Consider the following 17759-nt stretch of genomic DNA (forward strand, 5'->3'; position numbering starts at 1 on the left):
GTGTATAAGCCGGAGTTTGAGCGGCGAACCCCTTAGTGTCAAACCTAAGTTATTGAATAATAAATGAAAATTAATCTGAATAAGAATGTTTGTGTTCCGCGTCTTGGCGCTAACTAATTGAATTTCAGGCATAAAAAAACCGGACACCAGGTCCGGTTCTTTAAAACACGCTGATTTAAGCGTGTGTAAATTCTGCTGAATAGGGGAGCGCGGCCTGGGCTGTTTGCAATTGCGTCAGGGTCTCCCGTACCACTTGCTTGGCGAGGCAAGCGCATTTGCCACACTGGCTGGCAACGCCGGTGGTCTCACGTACTTCCTTGTAGCTGCAGCAACCTTCGTAGATTGCTTCGCGGATTTGTCCGTCGGTGACGCCAGTGCAGAGGCAGACATACATAAGGGAGAACCATCGCGGGTTTAAGGCTTAAGTGCGATGGATCTTAATGTTAACGAGAATGATTGTCAAAGTAGATTCGCGGGTCTTTCCGGCCTCAGCGCCGTCGCGCTGACGAACGGTTTTTTCAGTGTATGATGGTCGGTCTTTACGAAGCGTGACTGCGTCACAGGGCTGTCGCTTATAAACGGCAGACTTGGAAGCGGTCCTTTTACTTCAATCGTCACCCTTGCATCAGGAGATATCCAATGAGCGTACTCGTCGGCAAACAAGCCCCGGATTTCGACGTACCTGCCGTCCTCGGCAATGGCGAAATCGTTGACAGCTTCAAACTGTCTGAAGCCATCAAAGGCAAATACGGCCTGGTGTTCTTCTACCCGCTGGACTTCACCTTCGTCTGCCCTTCGGAGCTGATCGCTCTGGACCACCGCATGGACGATTTCAAGGCGCGCAACGTTGAAGTGGTAGCCGTTTCCATCGACTCCCATTTCACCCACAACGCCTGGCGCAACACTGCCATCAATGATGGCGGCATCGGCAAAGTCAAATACACCATGGCTGCCGACATGAAGCACGACATCGCCAAGGCTTACGACGTTGAGTCCGAAGGCGGCGTGGCGTTCCGTGGCGCGTTCCTGATCGACGACAAGGGCGTTGTGCGCTCGCAGATCATCAACGACCTGCCGCTGGGCCGTAACATGGAAGAGCTGATCCGTCTGGTTGACGCGCTGCAATTCCACGAAGAGCACGGCGAAGTGTGCCCTGCCAACTGGAAAAAAGGCGACAAAGGCATGAACGCTTCGCCAGAAGGCGTTGCGGCTTACCTGACCGAGAACGCTGGCAAGCTGTAAGCCACGTTCGACGCAAAAAAAACCGGCCTGAGAAGGCCGGTTTTTTTATGCGCGGGAAACGACCTCAGTCGTTGAAGTCTTCCCAGCCGCCCATCTGCTTCCAGCGATTGACGATGCCGCAGAACAGCTCGGCGGTCTTCTCGGTGTCGTAGCGCGCCGAGTGGGCCTCACGGCCGTCAAAGTCGATACCGGCGGCCTGGCAGGCCTTGGCCAGCACGGTCTGGCCATAAGCCAGGCCAGCGAGGGTGGCGGTGTCGAAGCTGGAGAACGGGTGAAACGGGTTGCGCTTCATGTCCAGTCGCGCCACGGCGGCGTTCAGGAAGCCCAGGTCAAAACTGCTGTTGTGGCCGACCAGGATCGCGCGTTTGCAGCCATTGGCCTTCAACGCTTTGCGCACGCCACGGAAGATATCGGTCAGCGCCGCTTCTTCACTCACCGCCATGCGCAGCGGGTGGTCGAGCTTGATCCCGGTGAACTCCAGGGCTGCCGCTTCGATATTCGCGCCTTCGAAGGGCTCGACACGGAAGAAGTGCGTGTGTTCCGGGAACACAAAACCCTGTTCGTCCATGCCGATGGTGGTGGCGGCGATTTCCAGCAGGGCGTCGGTGGCGCAATTGAAACCACCGGTTTCTACGTCGATGACAACCGGCAGATAACCGCGAAACCGCTCGGCCATCGGGTGACGGGAACTGCCACCACTGTGCTCGTGTTCGTCATCGTAATGGTCTTCACTCACTTGCTTTCCTCCAGCAGGCGCCAGCGCAGTGTTTCACCGGCGCGCAGCGGGATAACAGTCAGCTCGCCAAACGGCAGGCTGGCAGGGGCGGTCCAGTCTTCACGAACCAGGGTAATACGGTCGGTGTTCGCCGGCAGGCCGTAGAAGCGCGGGCCGTTGAGGCTGGCGAAACCTTCGAGCTTGTCCAGGGCATTGCGCTGTTCAAACGCTTCGGCGTACAGCTCGATCGCAGCAAACGCGGTGTAGCAACCGGCACAGCCACACGCGGCTTCTTTGGCGTGCTGGGCGTGGGGTGCGGAGTCGGTGCCGAGGAAGAACTTCGGGTTGCCGCTGGTGGCGGCATCGAGCAACGCCACCTGGTGGGTGTTGCGCTTGAGGATCGGCAGGCAATAGAAGTGCGGCCGAATCCCGCCCACCAGCATGTGGTTGCGGTTGTAGAGCAGGTGATGCGCGGTGATGGTCGCACCGACATTGGCCGAAGCTTCGGTGACGAACTGCACGGCATCCGCAGTGGTGATGTGTTCGAACACCACCTTGAGGGTCGGGAACAGCTCGACCACACGGCGCATATGTTCGTCGATAAAGATCTTTTCGCGATCAAATACGTCCACATCGCCACGGGTGACTTCACCGTGGATCAGCAGCGGCATGCCGACTTCAGCCATGGCTTCGATCGCCGGCAGAATCTTGTCGATACTGGTCACGCCGGAATCGGAGTTGGTGGTCGCGCCCGCCGGGTACAGCTTGGCGGCGTGCACGAAGCCACTGGCCTTGGCCTGGCGAATTTCTTCAGGCTGGGTGCGGTCGGTCAGGTAGAGCACCATCAACGGTTCGAAGCGGCTGCCGGCCGGTCGTGCAGCGAGAATACGCTGGCGATAGGCGTCGGCTTCTGCGGCATTACGCACCGGAGGTACCAGGTTAGGCATGATGATGGCGCGACCAAACGTGCGCGCTACATCAGCCACGGTTTGGGGTAACGCAGCACCATCGCGAAGATGAATATGCCAGTCGTCGGGACGCAGCAGGGTCAGGCGGTCGGACATTGGGGATTCCAGGCGGGTCAATCTGGTGGGAATGCTACCGGAAAAGACTCTTGCAGGCACTCGCTATCAAGTTTTGCAGGACGCTACCGATATCCCAAGGTATGCCTTAACGACGTATGACGCTTTGAAGTGTTGTAAAAACCAGTGGAGCCTCCCGTGCGCCAGCATTATCTAGCCCTGCTCAGTGTGTTCGCCAGCCTGCCTGCGATGGCCCTCACGTTTCAGACACGTCTGGAGAATATTGAGTGGAAGGTGGAAGGCGACCAGTTCGAGTGCCGCTTGACCCAGCCGATCACCGATTTCGGTTCGGGTGAGTTTGTGCGCCGGGCCGGCGAGCAGGCGACATTTCGTCTGAAAGCCTACAGTGGCGCACTCGGCGCGGGCTCGGCGACCTTGTTGGCCGCCGCTGCCCCGTGGCAGCCCGGCCGCGGTGATATCAACCTCGGCGCTGTGCGTGCCGGCAGTGGCGACGTGTTGTTCAATAGCTCTCAGGCCCAGGCCGGGCGATTGTTCATGGGCTTGCTGGAAGGGCGCAGCCCGACTGTGCGGCATTACGGGCGCGAAGGTGGCTACTCGGAAATTCGTCTGCTGCCAGTGAAATTCAACAAGGCCTACAACGACTATCAACTGTGTACCACCAAGCTGTTGCCGATGAATTACGATCAGGTCAAACAGACCGAAGTCGGCTTCCCCGGTGGTGGCATTGAGCTGGATGCGGCGGGCAAGAAGAAGCTGGCGGTGATTGTCGCGTTCATGAAAGCCGATCCGACGGTCAACCATATCGAGTTGAATGGCCATTCGGACAACAGCGGCAACCGCCTGACCAACCGCGACGTCTCACGCCGTCGTGCGCTGGCGGTCATGGACTACTTCAAGGCCAACGGCATCCAGGAATCGCAGGTCACTCTGCGTTTCCACGGTGAAAGCTATCCCCTGGCACCCAATACCAATGCCGCCAACCGGGCGCGTAACCGTCGCGTGAATATTCAGCTCGAACGAGTGGCAGCCCCAGAGAAGCCGGCGCCTCAGGCGACTGGTCCGAGCAACCCTGCGCACACGTCATAAAATGCGCTCATAAGGTGCGACCATCGGTCGCTCGCTCGACATAATCTGTCGCTTTATCTTCATTTGCTGTCGCGCCTCTGTAAATTCACGGTTTTGGTCGGTAGAATCGACGGCTTTCCGTACAACCCCGTGGAGTGATGGCATGGCCGACGTAAACAAGGTCGTTCTCGCGTATTCCGGCGGCCTGGACACTTCGGTGATCCTCAAGTGGCTGCAGGATACTTATAACTGTGAAGTGGTGACCTTCACCGCTGACCTGGGTCAGGGCGAAGAGGTCGAACCTGCACGTGCCAAGGCGCAAGCCATGGGCGTGAAAGAGATCTACATTGACGACCTGCGCGAAGAATTCGTCCGCGATTTCGTCTTCCCGATGTTTCGCGCCAACACCGTCTACGAAGGCGAGTACCTGCTGGGTACTTCCATCGCACGTCCGCTGATCGCCAAACGCTTGATCGAAATCGCCAACGAAACGGGCGCCGACGCCATTTCCCATGGCGCTACCGGCAAAGGCAACGACCAGGTGCGTTTCGAACTGGGTGCCTACGCGCTCAAGCCTGGCGTGAAAGTGATTGCCCCTTGGCGCGAGTGGGACCTGCTGTCCCGTGAAAAGCTGATGGATTACGCAGAAAAGCACGCCATCCCGATCGAGCGTCACGGCAAGAAGAAGTCCCCGTACTCGATGGACGCCAACTTGCTGCACATCTCCTATGAAGGCGGCGTGCTGGAAGACACCTGGACCGAGCACGAAGAAGACATGTGGAAATGGACCGTCTCCCCGGAGAACGCTCCTGACAAGGCCCAATACCTGGAACTGACCTACCGCAACGGCGACATCGTCGCGCTGGACGGCGTCGAAATGACCCCGGCCACCGTGCTGGCGACCCTGAACCGTATCGGTGGTGAACACGGTATCGGCCGTCTCGACATCGTCGAGAACCGCTATGTGGGCATGAAGTCCCGTGGCTGCTACGAAACCCCGGGCGGCACCATCATGCTGCGTGCTCACCGCGCCATCGAGTCCATCACCCTGGACCGTGAAGTGGCTCACCTCAAAGACGAGTTGATGCCCAAGTACGCCAGCCTGATCTACACCGGCTACTGGTGGAGCCCAGAGCGTCTGATGCTGCAGCAGATGATCGACGCCTCCCAGGCTCACGTGAACGGCGTGGTGCGCTTGAAGCTGTACAAAGGCAATGTGATCGTTACCGGTCGCAAGTCTGATGAGTCGCTGTTCGACGCCAATATCGCCACCTTCGAAGAAGACGGCGGTGCTTATAACCAGGCGGACGCGGCAGGCTTCATCAAGTTGAATGCGCTGCGCATGCGCATTGCTGCCAACAAGGGTCGCAAGCTGTTCTGAGTGTTCCCCTCGTTGTGAAAAATGGCTCCTTGATCAAGGGGCCATTTTTTTGCCTGGCTATAAAGGCGCGCGCTTTAAATAGGGCGTGATGTTTATCGTTTGGCGAGATTGTTTAAGTTTTGTTGAATATCGAAGTTGAGAGTGGCGCCACCCTTGGTGGCGTGTTTATTTCTGCGTGGTTGAATGAAATTTTTACACCTGAATAGGAACTATGTCTTACAGAAGATTCACTACGTAAGTAAGGTGAGTGTGTAGGTCGCTGAATATTCCGTAGGAAATAAGGGTGTAAGCAGGTATGTTGTATGGAACTGAAACTGTTGATTGTATTTCACCTGCTCACTCGCCTGGCCGCGACAAGCAAGGGGCGTTTCCTGAAAACCCTGTGCGGTGCATAGACCGCGTACCGATTATGTGGTGGATGTTTAACTCAAGATATGTATGGCCCCGGAAAGTTCTGAAAGTCTCCGTAAAACCGGATGCACCTGAAGTTGTGATTTTTTGTAGGGTAATTCCTATATCGTTGTGGGTTGGGTCTCTGCTTGCTGTTGCTTGGGGGGGAGCGCTATGCCAACTAGGAAACGACTAGGCTATTGTGCTTGCTCTAAATAATTCGAACAGCGAAATTGGACTTTCTCATGAATAAAGTGCTGATCGTGGATGATCATCCCGTCATTCGTCTTGCTGTGCGCATGCTAATGGAACGTCATGGTTATGAAGTCGTTGCCGAGACTGATAACGGCGTCGATGCGTTGCAACTTGCACGGGTACATGTGCCAGACATTGTCATACTGGATATCGGGATCCCCAAACTTGATGGGCTGGAAGTTATTTGTCGCCTTGCGTCTACCAAGCAGCCTGCGCCCGTCAAGGTGCTGGTGCTGACATCTCAGGCGCCCGGCCATTTTTCGATGCGCTGCATGCAGGCGGGGGCGGCTGGCTACGTATGCAAGCAACAGGATCTAACCGAGTTGTTGAGCGCCATCAAGGCGGTCCTCTCCGGCTACAGCTATTTCCCTAACCAGGCGCTCAACTCGGTCCGCTCCACCATGGGCAATGCCAGCGAAGCGGACATGGTCGAGCGCTTGTCGGGTCGCGAGATGATGGTGTTGCAGCAACTGGCCCGTGGCAAAACCAACAAGGAGATCGCAGACGGTATGTTCCTGAGCAACAAAACCGTCAGTACCTACAAGACTCGCCTGTTGCTCAAGCTCAATGCGCGTTCGCTCGTGGATCTGATCGAGCTGGCCCAGCGCAACGGCCTCGTGTAGGGCGGGTGCCATTGCGCACCGAGCTAGAACCACCGGCAGAAAAAAGCCTCCGTCAGGGAGGCTTCCGGTCGTCAACGGGTCGATCAGAGATCGAAGTCGTAATCGGCCAGTTGTTTTTGCAAGCGTCGCTCTTCCAGAAGGTTATCGATAGTGCGGCGTTTGCTTAAATTGGTCTTGGCCACCTCTGCAACAGGTGCGTCCCCATCGTCATCCGACTCTGCAACGAGGTCGTCGTCTACATCCAGTTGTTCTTTGCCAGTGCTCATAAGGTTAACTCCAGGCTAAGACTGCCGTTGGCGCTCCTTATAACGATAATCCATGAACGGGTAAAAAAGATTTTTTCAATCGACTGATCGAGAAAACCAATGATCCCTCAATCGTCCGACGTCTTGTCCTTGTATTCGCACAGGTCTTCGATACGGCAGCTGCCACAGCGTGGTTTGCGGGCCTGACAAACGTAGCGCCCGTGAAGAATCAACCAGTGGTGGGAGTCGAGCAAATATGGCTTGGGCACGAACTTCATCAGCTGCTTTTCTACCTCCACCACATTCTTGCCGCGGGCGATGCCGGTTCGGTTGCTGACGCGAAAGATATGGGTGTCCACCGCCATGGTCAGCTGCCGAAACGCGGTATTGAGCACGACATTGGCGGTTTTGCGACCCACGCCGGGGAGTGCTTCCAGGGCTTCGCGAGTTTGTGGCACTTCGCTGCCATGCAACTCCACCAGCAGGCGGCAGGTTTCGATGACGTTCTTGGCCTTGCTGTTGTACAGGCCGATGGTCTTGATGTACTCCGACAAACCTTCCACGCCCAAGGCGTAAATGGCCTCAGGCGTGTTGGCCACCGGGTAAAGCTTGGCCGTAGCCTTGTTAACGCCCACGTCAGTGGATTGGGCCGACAAGATCACCGCAATCAACAACTCGAACGGCGAAGAGTAGGCCAGTTCGGTTTTAGGCTCCGGATTGTCTTCGTGAAACCTGCGGAAAATTTCCAGGCGTTTTGCGGCGTTCATGGGGCAGGCGTTTCCTTGCAGGCGGTCAACGTGGTTTTCAAAGTAGGCGCAGGCTTTGCAGGATAAACCATCGCCAGCACAGCCGGCAGCGCCTGTGGCCGATCAGGCGCCGCTATGGGCGTCCACTTGGCGCTGCGCATCATCCAGCTTGCGTTGTGCGGCTTTCAGTTCATCTGCGTTGACGTCCGCTTGGCGTTGTAACTTGCTCACATCGGCCCGGGCGTAAGCCAGGGCGGTTTTCAGCTGACGCAGTTGGGCGTCGATGGGGCGTTTTTCCACGCGCTGCAAGTCTGGCCGGGGTTGCTCACTGCCAGCTTCGGCGTCATGCAAGGCTTGCTCTGCGCTGGACAGCGCGGCGCTCAAGGTTGCCAGCTGCTGTTCGTCAGCGTTCAGGTCCTGCGCTTTTTTCAGTTCGGCGCGACGCATGGCAAGCTGGATTTTGGCGCGTTTGAGCGCCGGGTCTTTTTGTGGCGGCAGGGGCGCCGGGCTGCTCACTTCCAGGGCTGCAAGTGCCTGCTCTGCCGCTTCGAACTGCTGTTGCAGGACGATCAACTGCGACTGTTGCTCAAACGTCGGTGGGTGACCAAACGCCTTCAAGGACTTGTGCAACTGGGCACGACTCATTGCGACAGTGATTTTGGCTTTCTTGACCGCCGCATCCCTGGCCGCTTGAGCGGTATCAGCCTGTACGGGCGCAACCGGCGTTGAGCGCTTGGCCCGTGCCAGTCGTTCGGCGAGCTTGTGCGCTTCTTCCCGTTGCAGGCGCGCACTGCGTTGTTCATAGCGTCGCCGCGCCCGGTCGCGCTTGAGGCCACGTTCCTGGCGTTGGTGATCATCAGCCGCCAGGCCGCCCACAATCGGCACCACATTGGCCGCAGGGCGCATCTCGATGCAGTCGACAGGGCAGGGCGCGACGCACAGGTCGCAACCTGTGCACTCATCCATGATGACGGTGTGCATCAACTTGGCGGCGCCGACAATCGCATCCACCGGGCAGGCCTGGATGCATTTGGTGCAGCCGATGCACTCGGCTTCGCGAATATAGGCGACTTGAGCCGGGGCCTCGCCTCGGCTGGTGTCCAGTTCCAGCACTGGCACACGTAGCAATTGTGCAAGTCCTGCGATGGTTTCCTGCCCACCGGGCGGGCACTTGTTGATCGCCTCGCCAAGCGCGATGCCCTCGGCGTAAGGCTTGCAGCCCGGGTGCCCACACTTGCCGCATTGGGTCTGCGGCAACAGCGCGTCGATACGTTGAATCAGAGTCATGAGGGAATCACTGGCATGCCGGTTAAGCAAACAGGGCCTGTCGTGGCGAGCGGGCTTGCCCCGCGTAGGGCTGCGAAGCGGCCCTACTGAGGGCCGCTGCATTTTACACCGATGGAACCGTATGCCCGGTTTAGGTGTGCTGGGTGCCACAGCGCGGGGCAAGCCCGCCCGTCACAACAGCCCTCTCACCACACCGTTTTACTTGATGCGTTGACCCGGCTTGGCGCCGCTGTCCGGGCTCAGCAAGTAGATTTCTTCGCCGCCAGGGCCAGCCGCCATCACCATGCCTTCGGAAATGCCGAACTTCATTTTCCGTGGCTTGAGGTTGGCGATCATCATGGTCAGGCGACCATCGAGCTTGGACGGGTCTGGATAGGCACTTTTGATCCCGGAGAACACGTTGCGTTGCTCGCCACCGAGGTCGAGGGTGAGGCGCAGCAGCTTGTCGGCCCCTTCCACGGCTTCGGCCTTGACGATCAGCGCGACACGCAGGTCCACGGCGGCAAAGGCGTCGAAATCGATTTCCGCGGAAATCGGGTCCTTGGCCAATTCACCATTGCCGGCCGGTGCCGCTTCGCCGGTATCGGTCTGGCTGGCGACCAGGTCTTCTTTCGAAGCGTCGGTCATGGCCTGGACTTTCACTGGGTCGATACGGGTCATCAACGGCTTGAACTCGTTCAACTGATGGTTGCTGAGCAAGGTGGCGTGGTCGTTCCAGACCAGCGGCGCAACGTTGAGGAACGCCTCGGCATCGGCGGCCAGTAACGGCAGCACCGGTTTGAGGAAGATCACCAACTGGCGGAACAGGTTGACGCCCGTGGCGCAAATAGCCTGGACTTCAGCCTGCTTGCCTTCCTGCTTGTTCAGCGACCACGGGGCCTTGTCGGCGATCCAGGCGTTGGCGCGGTCGGCCAGGCCCATGATCTCGCGCATGGCGCGGGCAAAGTCGCGGGCTTCATAGGCGTCGGCAATGCTTGGCGCGGCAGCCAGGAACGCCTCGGTCAGCTCCGGTGCGGCGTTTTCGGCCACCAGCAGGCCGGCATTACCCTTATGGATAAACCCGGCGCAACGGCTGGCGATGTTGACGACTTTGCCGACCAGATCCGAGTTGACCTTCTGTACGAAGTCTTCCAGGTTCAGGTCCAGGTCGTCGACGCCACGGCCCAGTTTGGACGCGTAGTAGTAGCGCAGGTATTCCGGCGACAGGTGGTCCAGGTACGTGCGTGCCTTTATAAAGGTGCCACGGGACTTGGACATCTTCTGGCCGTTGACCGTCAGGTAGCCGTGCACGGCAATGCCGGTCGGTTTGCGGTAGCCCGAACCTTCAAGCATCGCCGGCCAGAACAGGGCGTGGAAGTTGACGATGTCCTTGCCGATGAAGTGGTACAGCTCGGCGGTGGAGTCCTTGGCCCAGAAGGCATCGAAGTCCAGCTCCGGCGTGCGGTCGCACAAGTTCTTGAAGCTGGCCATGTAGCCGATCGGCGCGTCCAGCCATACATAGAAGTACTTGCCTGGCTCGTCCGGGATCTCGAAACCGAAGTACGGTGCATCGCGGGAAATGTCCCACTGTTGCAGGCCGGCATCCAGCCATTCGGCGATCTTGTTGGCCACGGCGTCCTGCAGGGTGCCGCTGCGGGTCCAGGTTTGCAGCATCTGCTGGAAATCCGGGAGCTTGAAGAAGAAGTGCTGGGAATCCTTGAGCACCGGGATGGCGCCGGAGATAGCCGACCGCGGGTTCTTCAGGTCAGTCGGTGCGTAGGTGGCACCGCACTTCTCGCAGTTGTCGCCGTACTGGTCTTCAGTGCCGCATTTAGGGCAGGTGCCCTTGATGAAACGGTCGGCCAGGAACATTTTCTTTTCCGGGTCGAAATACTGCGTGATCGAACGCGTGGCAATGTGCCCGGCGTCGCGCAAGCGCGTGTAGATCTGGCTCGACAGCTCGCGGTTTTCGTCGGAGTGGGTCGAGTGGAAGTTGTCGAAATCCACCAGGAACTCGGCAAAGTCGGCGCTGTGTTCAGCCTGCACATTGGCGATCAGTTGTTCCGGGGTGATCCCTTCCTTTTCGGCGCGCAACATGATGGCCGAACCGTGGGCGTCGTCCGCGCAGACATAAATGCATTGATTGCCGCGATGCTTCTGGAAGCGCACCCACATATCGGTCTGGATGTACTCAAGCATATGGCCAAGATGGATGGAACCATTGGCATAGGGCAGGGCGCTGGTGACGAGGATCTTGCGTGGCTCGGACATGGGGCTCGGCTACTTGATGAAACGGAGGTCGGCCACTATAAAGCGCCGGGAAATATATTTCACCCCGTGGTGCTGTTTCTGAATCTTCCCAGGCCTGCGAAAGCATGCCGCTGGGCGGCCGGAACGGTTAGGATAGCCGCCTGTTTCAGTCAGTCTTTTTTCGGGAGTAGCCCATGAGCGCCGTCAATCGCGCAGCGGTGGAAGCCGTTCTTCGCCAATACACCGACCCCTATTTGAACCAGGACCCGGTCACTGCCGGCTGTGTACGAGCCATCGAGGTCCAGGGCGACCAGGTCTCGGTCCAGTTGGAACTGGGCTATGCCGCAGGCCTGTTCAAGAGCGGCTGGTCGCAGATGCTGCAAATGGCCATCGAGGGCCTGGACGGCGTGCGTTCGGCCAAAGTCGACATTCAGTGCGTGATCGCCCCGCACAAGGCTCAGGCGCAGATCCCGGGCCTGGCCAACGTCAAGAACGTGATCGCCGTGGCGTCCGGCAAGGGCGGTGTGGGTAAGTCCACCACCGCAGCCAACCTGGCCCTGGCCCTGGCCCGTGAAGGGGCCCGCGTGGGCATTCTCGACGCCGACATCTATGGCCCAAGCCAAGGCGTGATGTTCGGCATCGCCGAAGGCACCCGACCGAAGGTCAAGGACCAGAAATGGTTCGTGCCGATCGAGTCGATGGGCGTGGAGGTCATGTCCATGGCCTTCCTTACCGATGACAACACGCCGATGGTGTGGCGCGGGCCGATGGTTTCCGGCGCGTTGCTGCAATTGGTCACCCAGACCGACTGGGGTGACCTGGATTACCTGGTGATCGACATGCCGCCTGGCACCGGTGATATCCAATTGACCCTGGCGCAGAAAGTCCCGGTGGCCGGTTCGGTGATCGTGACTACGCCGCAGGACCTGGCGCTGCTCGACGCGAAGAAAGGCGTCGAGATGTTCCGCAAGGTCAACATCCCGGTGCTGGGCGTCGTGGAAAACATGGCGGTACACATTTGCTCCAACTGCGGGCATGCCGAGCACCTGTTTGGCGAAGGCGGTGGCGAGAAGCTGGCGACCCAGTATGGCGTCGAATTGCTCGCCTCGTTGCCGTTGGCGATGGAGATTCGTGAACAGGCCGACGGCGGTAAGCCCACCGTGGCCGCCGAGCCCGATGGGCCTATCGCTATGATTTACCAGGAGCTGGCGCGTCACGTCGGCGCGCGGATCGTCCTGCAGGAAGCGTCGGCACCGGCGATGCCGACCATTACGGTCAGCGACGACTGATCCCGCTGAAGGAAAGAAGCCTCGACTTTGTCGGGGTTTTTTTATGCCTGTTGATCAGCCAGCGGTTCTCAATGACCCCTTTACGCAATTGCGCGTGTAAGCATTCGCTTACTTTTTCGTAAGTGTTTGGGTTTTTTACCGGGCATGGACATCCCGAAATCTCGAGAGAGTTTTCTATGCTATTGAAAAATAACAATTATTTATACTTGATTGAGCGTTCAACTCTGTCTCCGAGCAGCCTGGATCCCGTTGAACTTCCCTCGGAACTCTCTAAGATCAGCCCTGTGTCCACGGATTGACACAGCCATCAAGGAACGATGGTTAAGGAACGTCGCAGGATGCGATTCATCAGGATGATGAAAAGGAATACAGGGACTAGGGAAAAAATGTGGGCGGGTCATACCGCCCCTTTTTTCGTCTGCAGGAAAGTGAAACCTACTCCGTAGAAACGCAAAAAGGCCCGCAAAGGGCCTTTTGGGAGCAACGACGCTATCAGCGCTCGAGTTGTGCAATCTTACCTTTCTTGCCATCCCACTCCGCTGCATCGGGCATCGGATCTTTACGCTCAGTAATATTCGGCCAGATTTCCGCCAGATCGACGTTCAACTGAATGAATTCCTGCATCTCTGCCGGGACTTCGTCCTCGGAGAAAATAGCGACGGCCGGGCATTCTGGTTCACACAGGGCGCAGTCGATGCACTCATCCGGGTGGATAACCAGGAAATTCGGGCCTTCGTAGAAGCAGTCCACCGGACACACTTCGACGCAGTCGGTGTACTTGCACTTGATGCAGTTGTCGGTAACGACGAAGGTCATTTCTAATTTTCTCCTCAGGCGGCGGCAGCGAAACCCCTTATGGTGGGGCTCGCGAGGTTCGGGAGCGATAGTCTGCAGGCCAGGCTAAAAGCCCGCAGCATCCCAAACCGCGCGAGATTCTATCAGCTTGCACGCGTCTGCGTTATATCCGAGTCTTCAGTGCATATAACATTTCGAGCGCTTTGCGCGGCGTCAAGTCGTCCAGGTCAAGCTTGGCCAACTCATCCAGCACCGGATGGGGCAGGCTGGCGAACATATCGCTTTGATGCGGCGCGCTGGGTTTGCTGCTGGCTTTGGCCGGGCTGGCCACGGCAATCTCGTGGGGTAGCGCGGTTTCTTCCAGGCGGCTCAGGTGCTCACGGGCACGGGTGATCACCTCGCTCGGCACACCGGCCAACTGCGCCACGGCCAGGCCGTAACTCTGGCTCGCCGGCCCTGGCAGCACATGGTGCAGGAACACGATGCGTTCGTTGTGCTCGGTCGCATTGAGGTGCACGTTGGCCACCAACGGTTCGCTTTCCGGCAGCACCGTCAGCTCAAAATAGTGCGTGGCAAACAGCGTGTAGGCGCGCAGATGCGCCAGACGCTCCGCCGCCGCCCACGCCAGCGACAGGCCGTCGAAGGTGCTGGTGCCGCGACCGACTTCGTCCATCAGCACCAGGCTGCGCTCGGTAGCGTTGTGCAAGATGTTGGCGGTTTCGCTCATTTCCACCATAAAGGTCGAACGGCCACCGGCCAGGTCATCGCTGGAACCGATCCGCGTGAAAATGCGGTCCACCAGCGACAATTCGCAACTGGCCGCCGGCACAAAGCTGCCGATATGCGCCAGCAACACAATCAAGGCGGTCTGACGCATGTAGGTGGATTTACCGCCCATGTTCGGACCAGTAATCACCAGCATGCGGGTATCGTCGTCCAGCGACAGGTCGTTGGCGACGAACGGCGTGGTCAACACTTGCTCCACCACCGGGTGACGCCCTTGCACGATACGCATGCACGGCTCGCTGACAAACCGCGGGCAATTCAAATCAAGGTTCAGCGCACGCTCGGCCAGGTTGCTCAACACGTCCAGTTCCGCCAGCGCGGCGGCGGTGTCCTGCAATGGCGCCAGGCGGCTGATCAAGTCTTCGAGCAACGCCTCATAGAGCATCTTTTCCCGCGCCAGGGCACGGCTCTTGGCTGATAACGCCTTGTCTTCAAACTCTTTGAGTTCCGGCGTGATAAAGCGCTCGGCACCTTTAAGGGTTTGGCGACGCTGATAGTCGATCGGCGCCGACTCGGCCTGCTTGCTCGGCAACTCAATAAAGTAGCCGTGCACGCGGTTGTAGCCGACCTTCAAGTTGGCCAGGCCCGTGCGCGCCTTTTCGCGGGCTTCGAGGTCAATCAGGAACTGCCCGGCGTTTTCGCTCAGGGACTGCAGCTCATCCAGTTCGCTGTCGTAACCGGTTTTCAGCACGCCGCCGTCACGGATGATCGCCGGCGGGTTATCGATAATGGCCTTTTCCAGCAGCGCAGCGAGGTCCGGGTAAGTGCCGGCCGTCACGGCGAGTTGTTGCAGGTGCGGCGTGTCCAGTTCGGTCATCGCCACTTGCAGCTGCGGCAGGGCGCTCAAGGCATCGCGCAGGCGCGCCAGGTCACGGGGCCGCGCATTGCGCAGGCCGATCCGCGCCAGAATGCGCTCGATATCGCCGATTTCCTTCAGCTGTGGCTGCAGCTTTTCGAAGCGATAGCCATCCAGCAGGCAAGTAATAGAGGTCTGGCGCGCTTGCAGCACGGTCAGGTCGCGCAAAGGACGGTTGAGCCAGCGGGTCAGCAAGCGGCTGCCCATGGCGGTCTGGCAACGGTCGACCACCGATTGCAGCGTGTTGTCGCGACCACCGGCGAGGTTGGTGTCCAGCTCCAGGTTGCGACGGCTGGCGCCATCGAGCACCACGGTGTCGTCCAGGCGTTCATGGCGCAGGCTGCGCAAATGCGGCAGGGCGGTGCGCTGGGTTTCCTTGGCATAACCAAGCAGGCACCCGGCAGCGCCGATGGCCAGGGTCAGGGTTTCGCAGCCGAAACCTTTAAGGTCTTGCACCGAGAATTGCTGGCACAGACTTTTCAGCGCCGAATCACGCTCGAAGTCCCACGGCGCGCGACGCTTGGTCCCACGACGCTTCTCCGCCGGCAAATCCTTTGGCCAATCATCCGGAATCAACAACTCCACCGGGTTGATGCGCTCCAGCTCCGCCAGCAGGTTCTCCCAGCCCTTGATCTCCAGCACGCTGAAATTGCCGCTGGTGATGTCCAGTACCGACAGGCCGAACAAGCGCTCATCGCCCAAAACGGCGGCAATCAGGTTGTCGCGACGCTCATCCAGCAACGCCTCATCACTCACCGTGCCCGGCGTAATAATGCGCACCACCTGACGTTCAACTGGCCCTTTGCTGGTGGCCGGGTCGCCGATCTGCTCACAGATCACCACCGACTCACCCAGCTTCACCAGCTTGACCAGGTAGCCCTCCAACGAATGGTAAGGAATCCCACACATCGGAATCGACTGCCCCGCCGACTGCCCGCGCGCGGTCAAGGTGATGTCCAGCAACTTGGCGGCCTTCTTCGCATCCTCATAGAAGATCTCGTAGAAGTCGCCCATGCGATAGAACATCAACTGATCAGGGTGCTGGTTTTTCAGACGCCAGTACTGCTGCATCATCGGCGTGTGGGAGGACAGATCGGACGTGTTTTTACTCATTGGGTAGTAGGCAAATTCGTTGAAAGTGATGGGGCAAAGGGCACGCTTGGCCCAGCAGTTTTTGCGATGGCGGCAAGGTTAACACGCGAGGTCGGGGGTTCGTAGGTCGCAAGCGGGTAGGGTGGGGCGCTCGGAGATACTGGTCACGCTGTTGATGGATGGCTGTCAGGAACATGCCAAAACAATATCTACCGGGGAATAAATAGTACAACAGCGCCGGAGTTTTAACTCTGCGGCCCTGTCGCCGAGGTCACTGAGCGCTCAAAAGGGTCGCTTTGTCAGGAGCGTGAAAACTTAAAGTTGGTTTTCTGAAGTTTCAATCTGGAGGAGGGTTGCTCTATATAACGGAAGGTGAGGTAGGCCGTCGCTAACGAGGCCAACAGAACAAACCATGCCGCGACAACGCTGCCCATGTTGTAATAAAGAGCGCCAATAATAAAGATAGGATGGAACAGGTAAATGCTGAAGCTGAGTGTTCCGAGCGTTCTTAGTGGGCGCGTGGAGAGTGCTTTTTTTAATAGCCCGTCATGATTGACGGACGCCAGTAGTACCAGTGACCAAACGGCAGCGTACAGAATGAAGTCTTTGTGAAAATAATTACTTTCTACAGGCGCTGCGATAAGTGAGTAAACGGTGGGTGTCATAATTATCACGGCCACGACGCCTATATAACCGAGGTATTGGCAGAGTCTTGGAAACCATGCCTTGTCCTGCAGTGCTTCCTGTAGAAAAGCGACGAAAATTCCCGTAATAAATATCGGCAGATAAGGGATGAATCGTGGGTCGTTAAGCAAGGATTCGCTTTCTGGCGAAATATATTGGGAAAGCAGTATCAGGCAGACGTAGAGGGCTGCGCACGCAATGAGCCCCTTGCGTCTGACGACCAAAAAAATTCCGGCGAGCAAGGGCAGCACGAAGTAAAACTTGAACTCTACCGCGATGCTCCACGTGAGGCCTCGGGATTCGGTAAGTATGAGCTGGTTGAACAGCCCGTAAAGGTCAAGGTTAAAGGGTTGCCCGTAGCCGACGCCAAAATACTCTACGGATGCCCAAGTGGTCGCCAGCGCCAGTAATAAGTAGAAGGTGTAGAGAGGATAGATTCTGAAAAATCTTCTCTGCCAGTAATTCGACATGAATTCAAACGTGAATATCTTATTGCTGGTTGTAATGATTTGCCGTGTGAGCAGAAAAGAGCTGAGCAAGAAAAAAAGAAAGACCCCAGATTTTCCGATGCCTCTGAAATCCCAAGAGGGGATAAAGAACATATTGAGGTTGCTGGTATGGCTAAGCACAACTATCAATGCCGCCAAACCACGCAATCCATCTAGAGCGTCAACTTGTAAAAACTTATTGGAAATCGCTCTATGTACCATTGTTAAATGTGCTTCCTTGTGGCGTGCTAAATAATGAGCGCGGAGTGTGCAAGCGGTTCACAGGCTTCATTTAAAGTGGCGAAAGTGTAGCGGAATATCCAATGCCACGCATCATTCAAGGCGTGCGCTGTTAACTGTTTATCCATACACCTGCTGTCGTGCTTTTTGTCTACACCGATTATTCCGTGGATGCGCGCTGGTGATCATGATGTGAGCGCAGGTCGTCGCGCTGTTTTAAGGGGGCGGATTGATGGGCTCGCCAAGCGTCAGCCTGAAACTGCCTGGCCCAATCTCAACGAGCATGATGGCAGCCGACCCAATTGCCA

Annotated in this window: 15 protein-coding genes; 5 read left to right on the forward strand and 10 right to left on the reverse strand. The window is 57.7% G+C overall.

Going from position 1 to position 17759, the window contains the following annotated elements; genetic code table 11:
* Positions 1-175 precede the first annotated feature (175 nt).
* Positions 176-394, reverse strand: a complete 219-nt coding sequence (locus ACLBW8_RS26175) for a bacterioferritin-associated ferredoxin (protein ID WP_010564137.1) — start codon at positions 392-394, stop codon at positions 176-178.
* Positions 395-639: 245 nt separating this feature from the next.
* Between ACLBW8_RS26175 and ACLBW8_RS26180 the strand changes: the two genes are divergently transcribed.
* A complete protein-coding gene (locus ACLBW8_RS26180; protein ID WP_003172097.1) occupies positions 640-1242 on the forward strand; it encodes a peroxiredoxin in 603 nt (200 codons plus the stop codon).
* A 64-nt stretch (positions 1243-1306) separates the two neighbouring features.
* On the opposite strand, the gene rnt is transcribed toward ACLBW8_RS26180, so the two are convergent.
* Positions 1307-1978 carry a ribonuclease T gene (gene rnt / locus ACLBW8_RS26185; protein WP_447806680.1) on the reverse strand — a complete coding sequence of 224 codons (672 nt, stop codon included), beginning with the start codon at positions 1976-1978 and terminating at the stop codon, positions 1307-1309.
* Positions 1975-3021: a dihydroorotase gene (gene pyrC, locus ACLBW8_RS26190; protein ID WP_027604589.1), complete on the reverse strand. Its 1047-nt coding sequence runs from the start codon at positions 3019-3021 to the stop codon at positions 1975-1977. The genes rnt and pyrC overlap by 4 nt, the downstream gene beginning before the upstream one ends.
* A 156-nt stretch (positions 3022-3177) precedes the next feature.
* On the opposite strand from pyrC, the gene ACLBW8_RS26195 reads away from it, so the two are divergent.
* The 3 genes from ACLBW8_RS26195 (at position 3178) to ACLBW8_RS26205 (ending at position 6714) form a co-directional block, all read left to right on the forward strand.
* The gene (locus tag ACLBW8_RS26195) at positions 3178-4086 is read left to right on the forward strand and encodes a flagellar protein MotY (RefSeq protein ID WP_447806681.1); all 909 of its coding nucleotides are present in this window, start codon (positions 3178-3180) and stop codon (positions 4084-4086) included.
* A 142-nt stretch (positions 4087-4228) separates the two neighbouring features.
* Positions 4229-5446, forward strand: a complete 1218-nt coding sequence (locus tag ACLBW8_RS26200) for an argininosuccinate synthase (protein WP_048720141.1) — start codon at positions 4229-4231, stop codon at positions 5444-5446.
* 635 nt (positions 5447-6081) lie between these two features.
* Positions 6082-6714: a response regulator gene (locus tag ACLBW8_RS26205; RefSeq protein WP_447806682.1), complete on the forward strand. Its 633-nt coding sequence runs from the start codon at positions 6082-6084 to the stop codon at positions 6712-6714.
* Between the two features lie 83 nt (positions 6715-6797).
* Here the strand turns inward: ACLBW8_RS26205 and ACLBW8_RS26210 are convergent, their stop codons facing one another.
* From ACLBW8_RS26210 to metG, 4 genes are all read right to left on the reverse strand, one after another.
* Complete coding sequence (locus tag ACLBW8_RS26210) at positions 6798-6980, reverse strand: PA3496 family putative envelope integrity protein (RefSeq protein WP_064450934.1); 183 nt, start codon at positions 6978-6980, stop codon at positions 6798-6800.
* 107 nt (positions 6981-7087) lie between these two features.
* Positions 7088-7726, reverse strand: coding sequence for an endonuclease III (gene nth, locus ACLBW8_RS26215; protein ID WP_119738619.1), 639 nt, complete (start codon positions 7724-7726; stop codon positions 7088-7090).
* A gap of 102 nt (positions 7727-7828) precedes the next feature.
* A complete protein-coding gene (gene rsxB, locus ACLBW8_RS26220) occupies positions 7829-8992 on the reverse strand; it encodes an electron transport complex subunit RsxB (RefSeq protein ID WP_447806683.1) in 1164 nt (387 codons plus the stop codon).
* A gap of 198 nt (positions 8993-9190) precedes the next feature.
* A complete protein-coding gene (gene metG / locus ACLBW8_RS26225; RefSeq protein WP_262667132.1) occupies positions 9191-11242 on the reverse strand; it encodes a methionine--tRNA ligase in 2052 nt (683 codons plus the stop codon).
* A gap of 173 nt (positions 11243-11415) precedes the next feature.
* Here metG and apbC point away from each other — a divergent pair, with 173 nt between their 5' ends.
* Positions 11416-12510 carry an iron-sulfur cluster carrier protein ApbC gene (gene apbC / locus ACLBW8_RS26230; protein WP_447806684.1) on the forward strand — a complete coding sequence of 365 codons (1095 nt, stop codon included), beginning with the start codon at positions 11416-11418 and terminating at the stop codon, positions 12508-12510.
* A gap of 492 nt (positions 12511-13002) precedes the next feature.
* Here the strand turns inward: apbC and fdxA are convergent, their stop codons facing one another.
* The 3 genes from fdxA to ACLBW8_RS26245 all read right to left on the reverse strand — a co-directional run bounded on the left by fdxA (position 13003) and on the right by ACLBW8_RS26245 (position 17433).
* Complete coding sequence (gene fdxA, locus ACLBW8_RS26235) at positions 13003-13326, reverse strand: ferredoxin FdxA (protein ID WP_053254656.1); 324 nt, start codon at positions 13324-13326, stop codon at positions 13003-13005.
* Between the two features lie 142 nt (positions 13327-13468).
* Positions 13469-16060: a DNA mismatch repair protein MutS gene (gene mutS / locus ACLBW8_RS26240; RefSeq protein ID WP_447806685.1), complete on the reverse strand. Its 2592-nt coding sequence runs from the start codon at positions 16058-16060 to the stop codon at positions 13469-13471.
* A gap of 278 nt (positions 16061-16338) precedes the next feature.
* Positions 16339-17433, reverse strand: coding sequence for an acyltransferase family protein (locus tag ACLBW8_RS26245; protein ID WP_447806686.1), 1095 nt, complete (start codon positions 17431-17433; stop codon positions 16339-16341).
* Positions 17434-17759 lie beyond the last annotated feature (326 nt).

The organism is Pseudomonas sp. M5A4_2d (assembly GCF_053345295.1).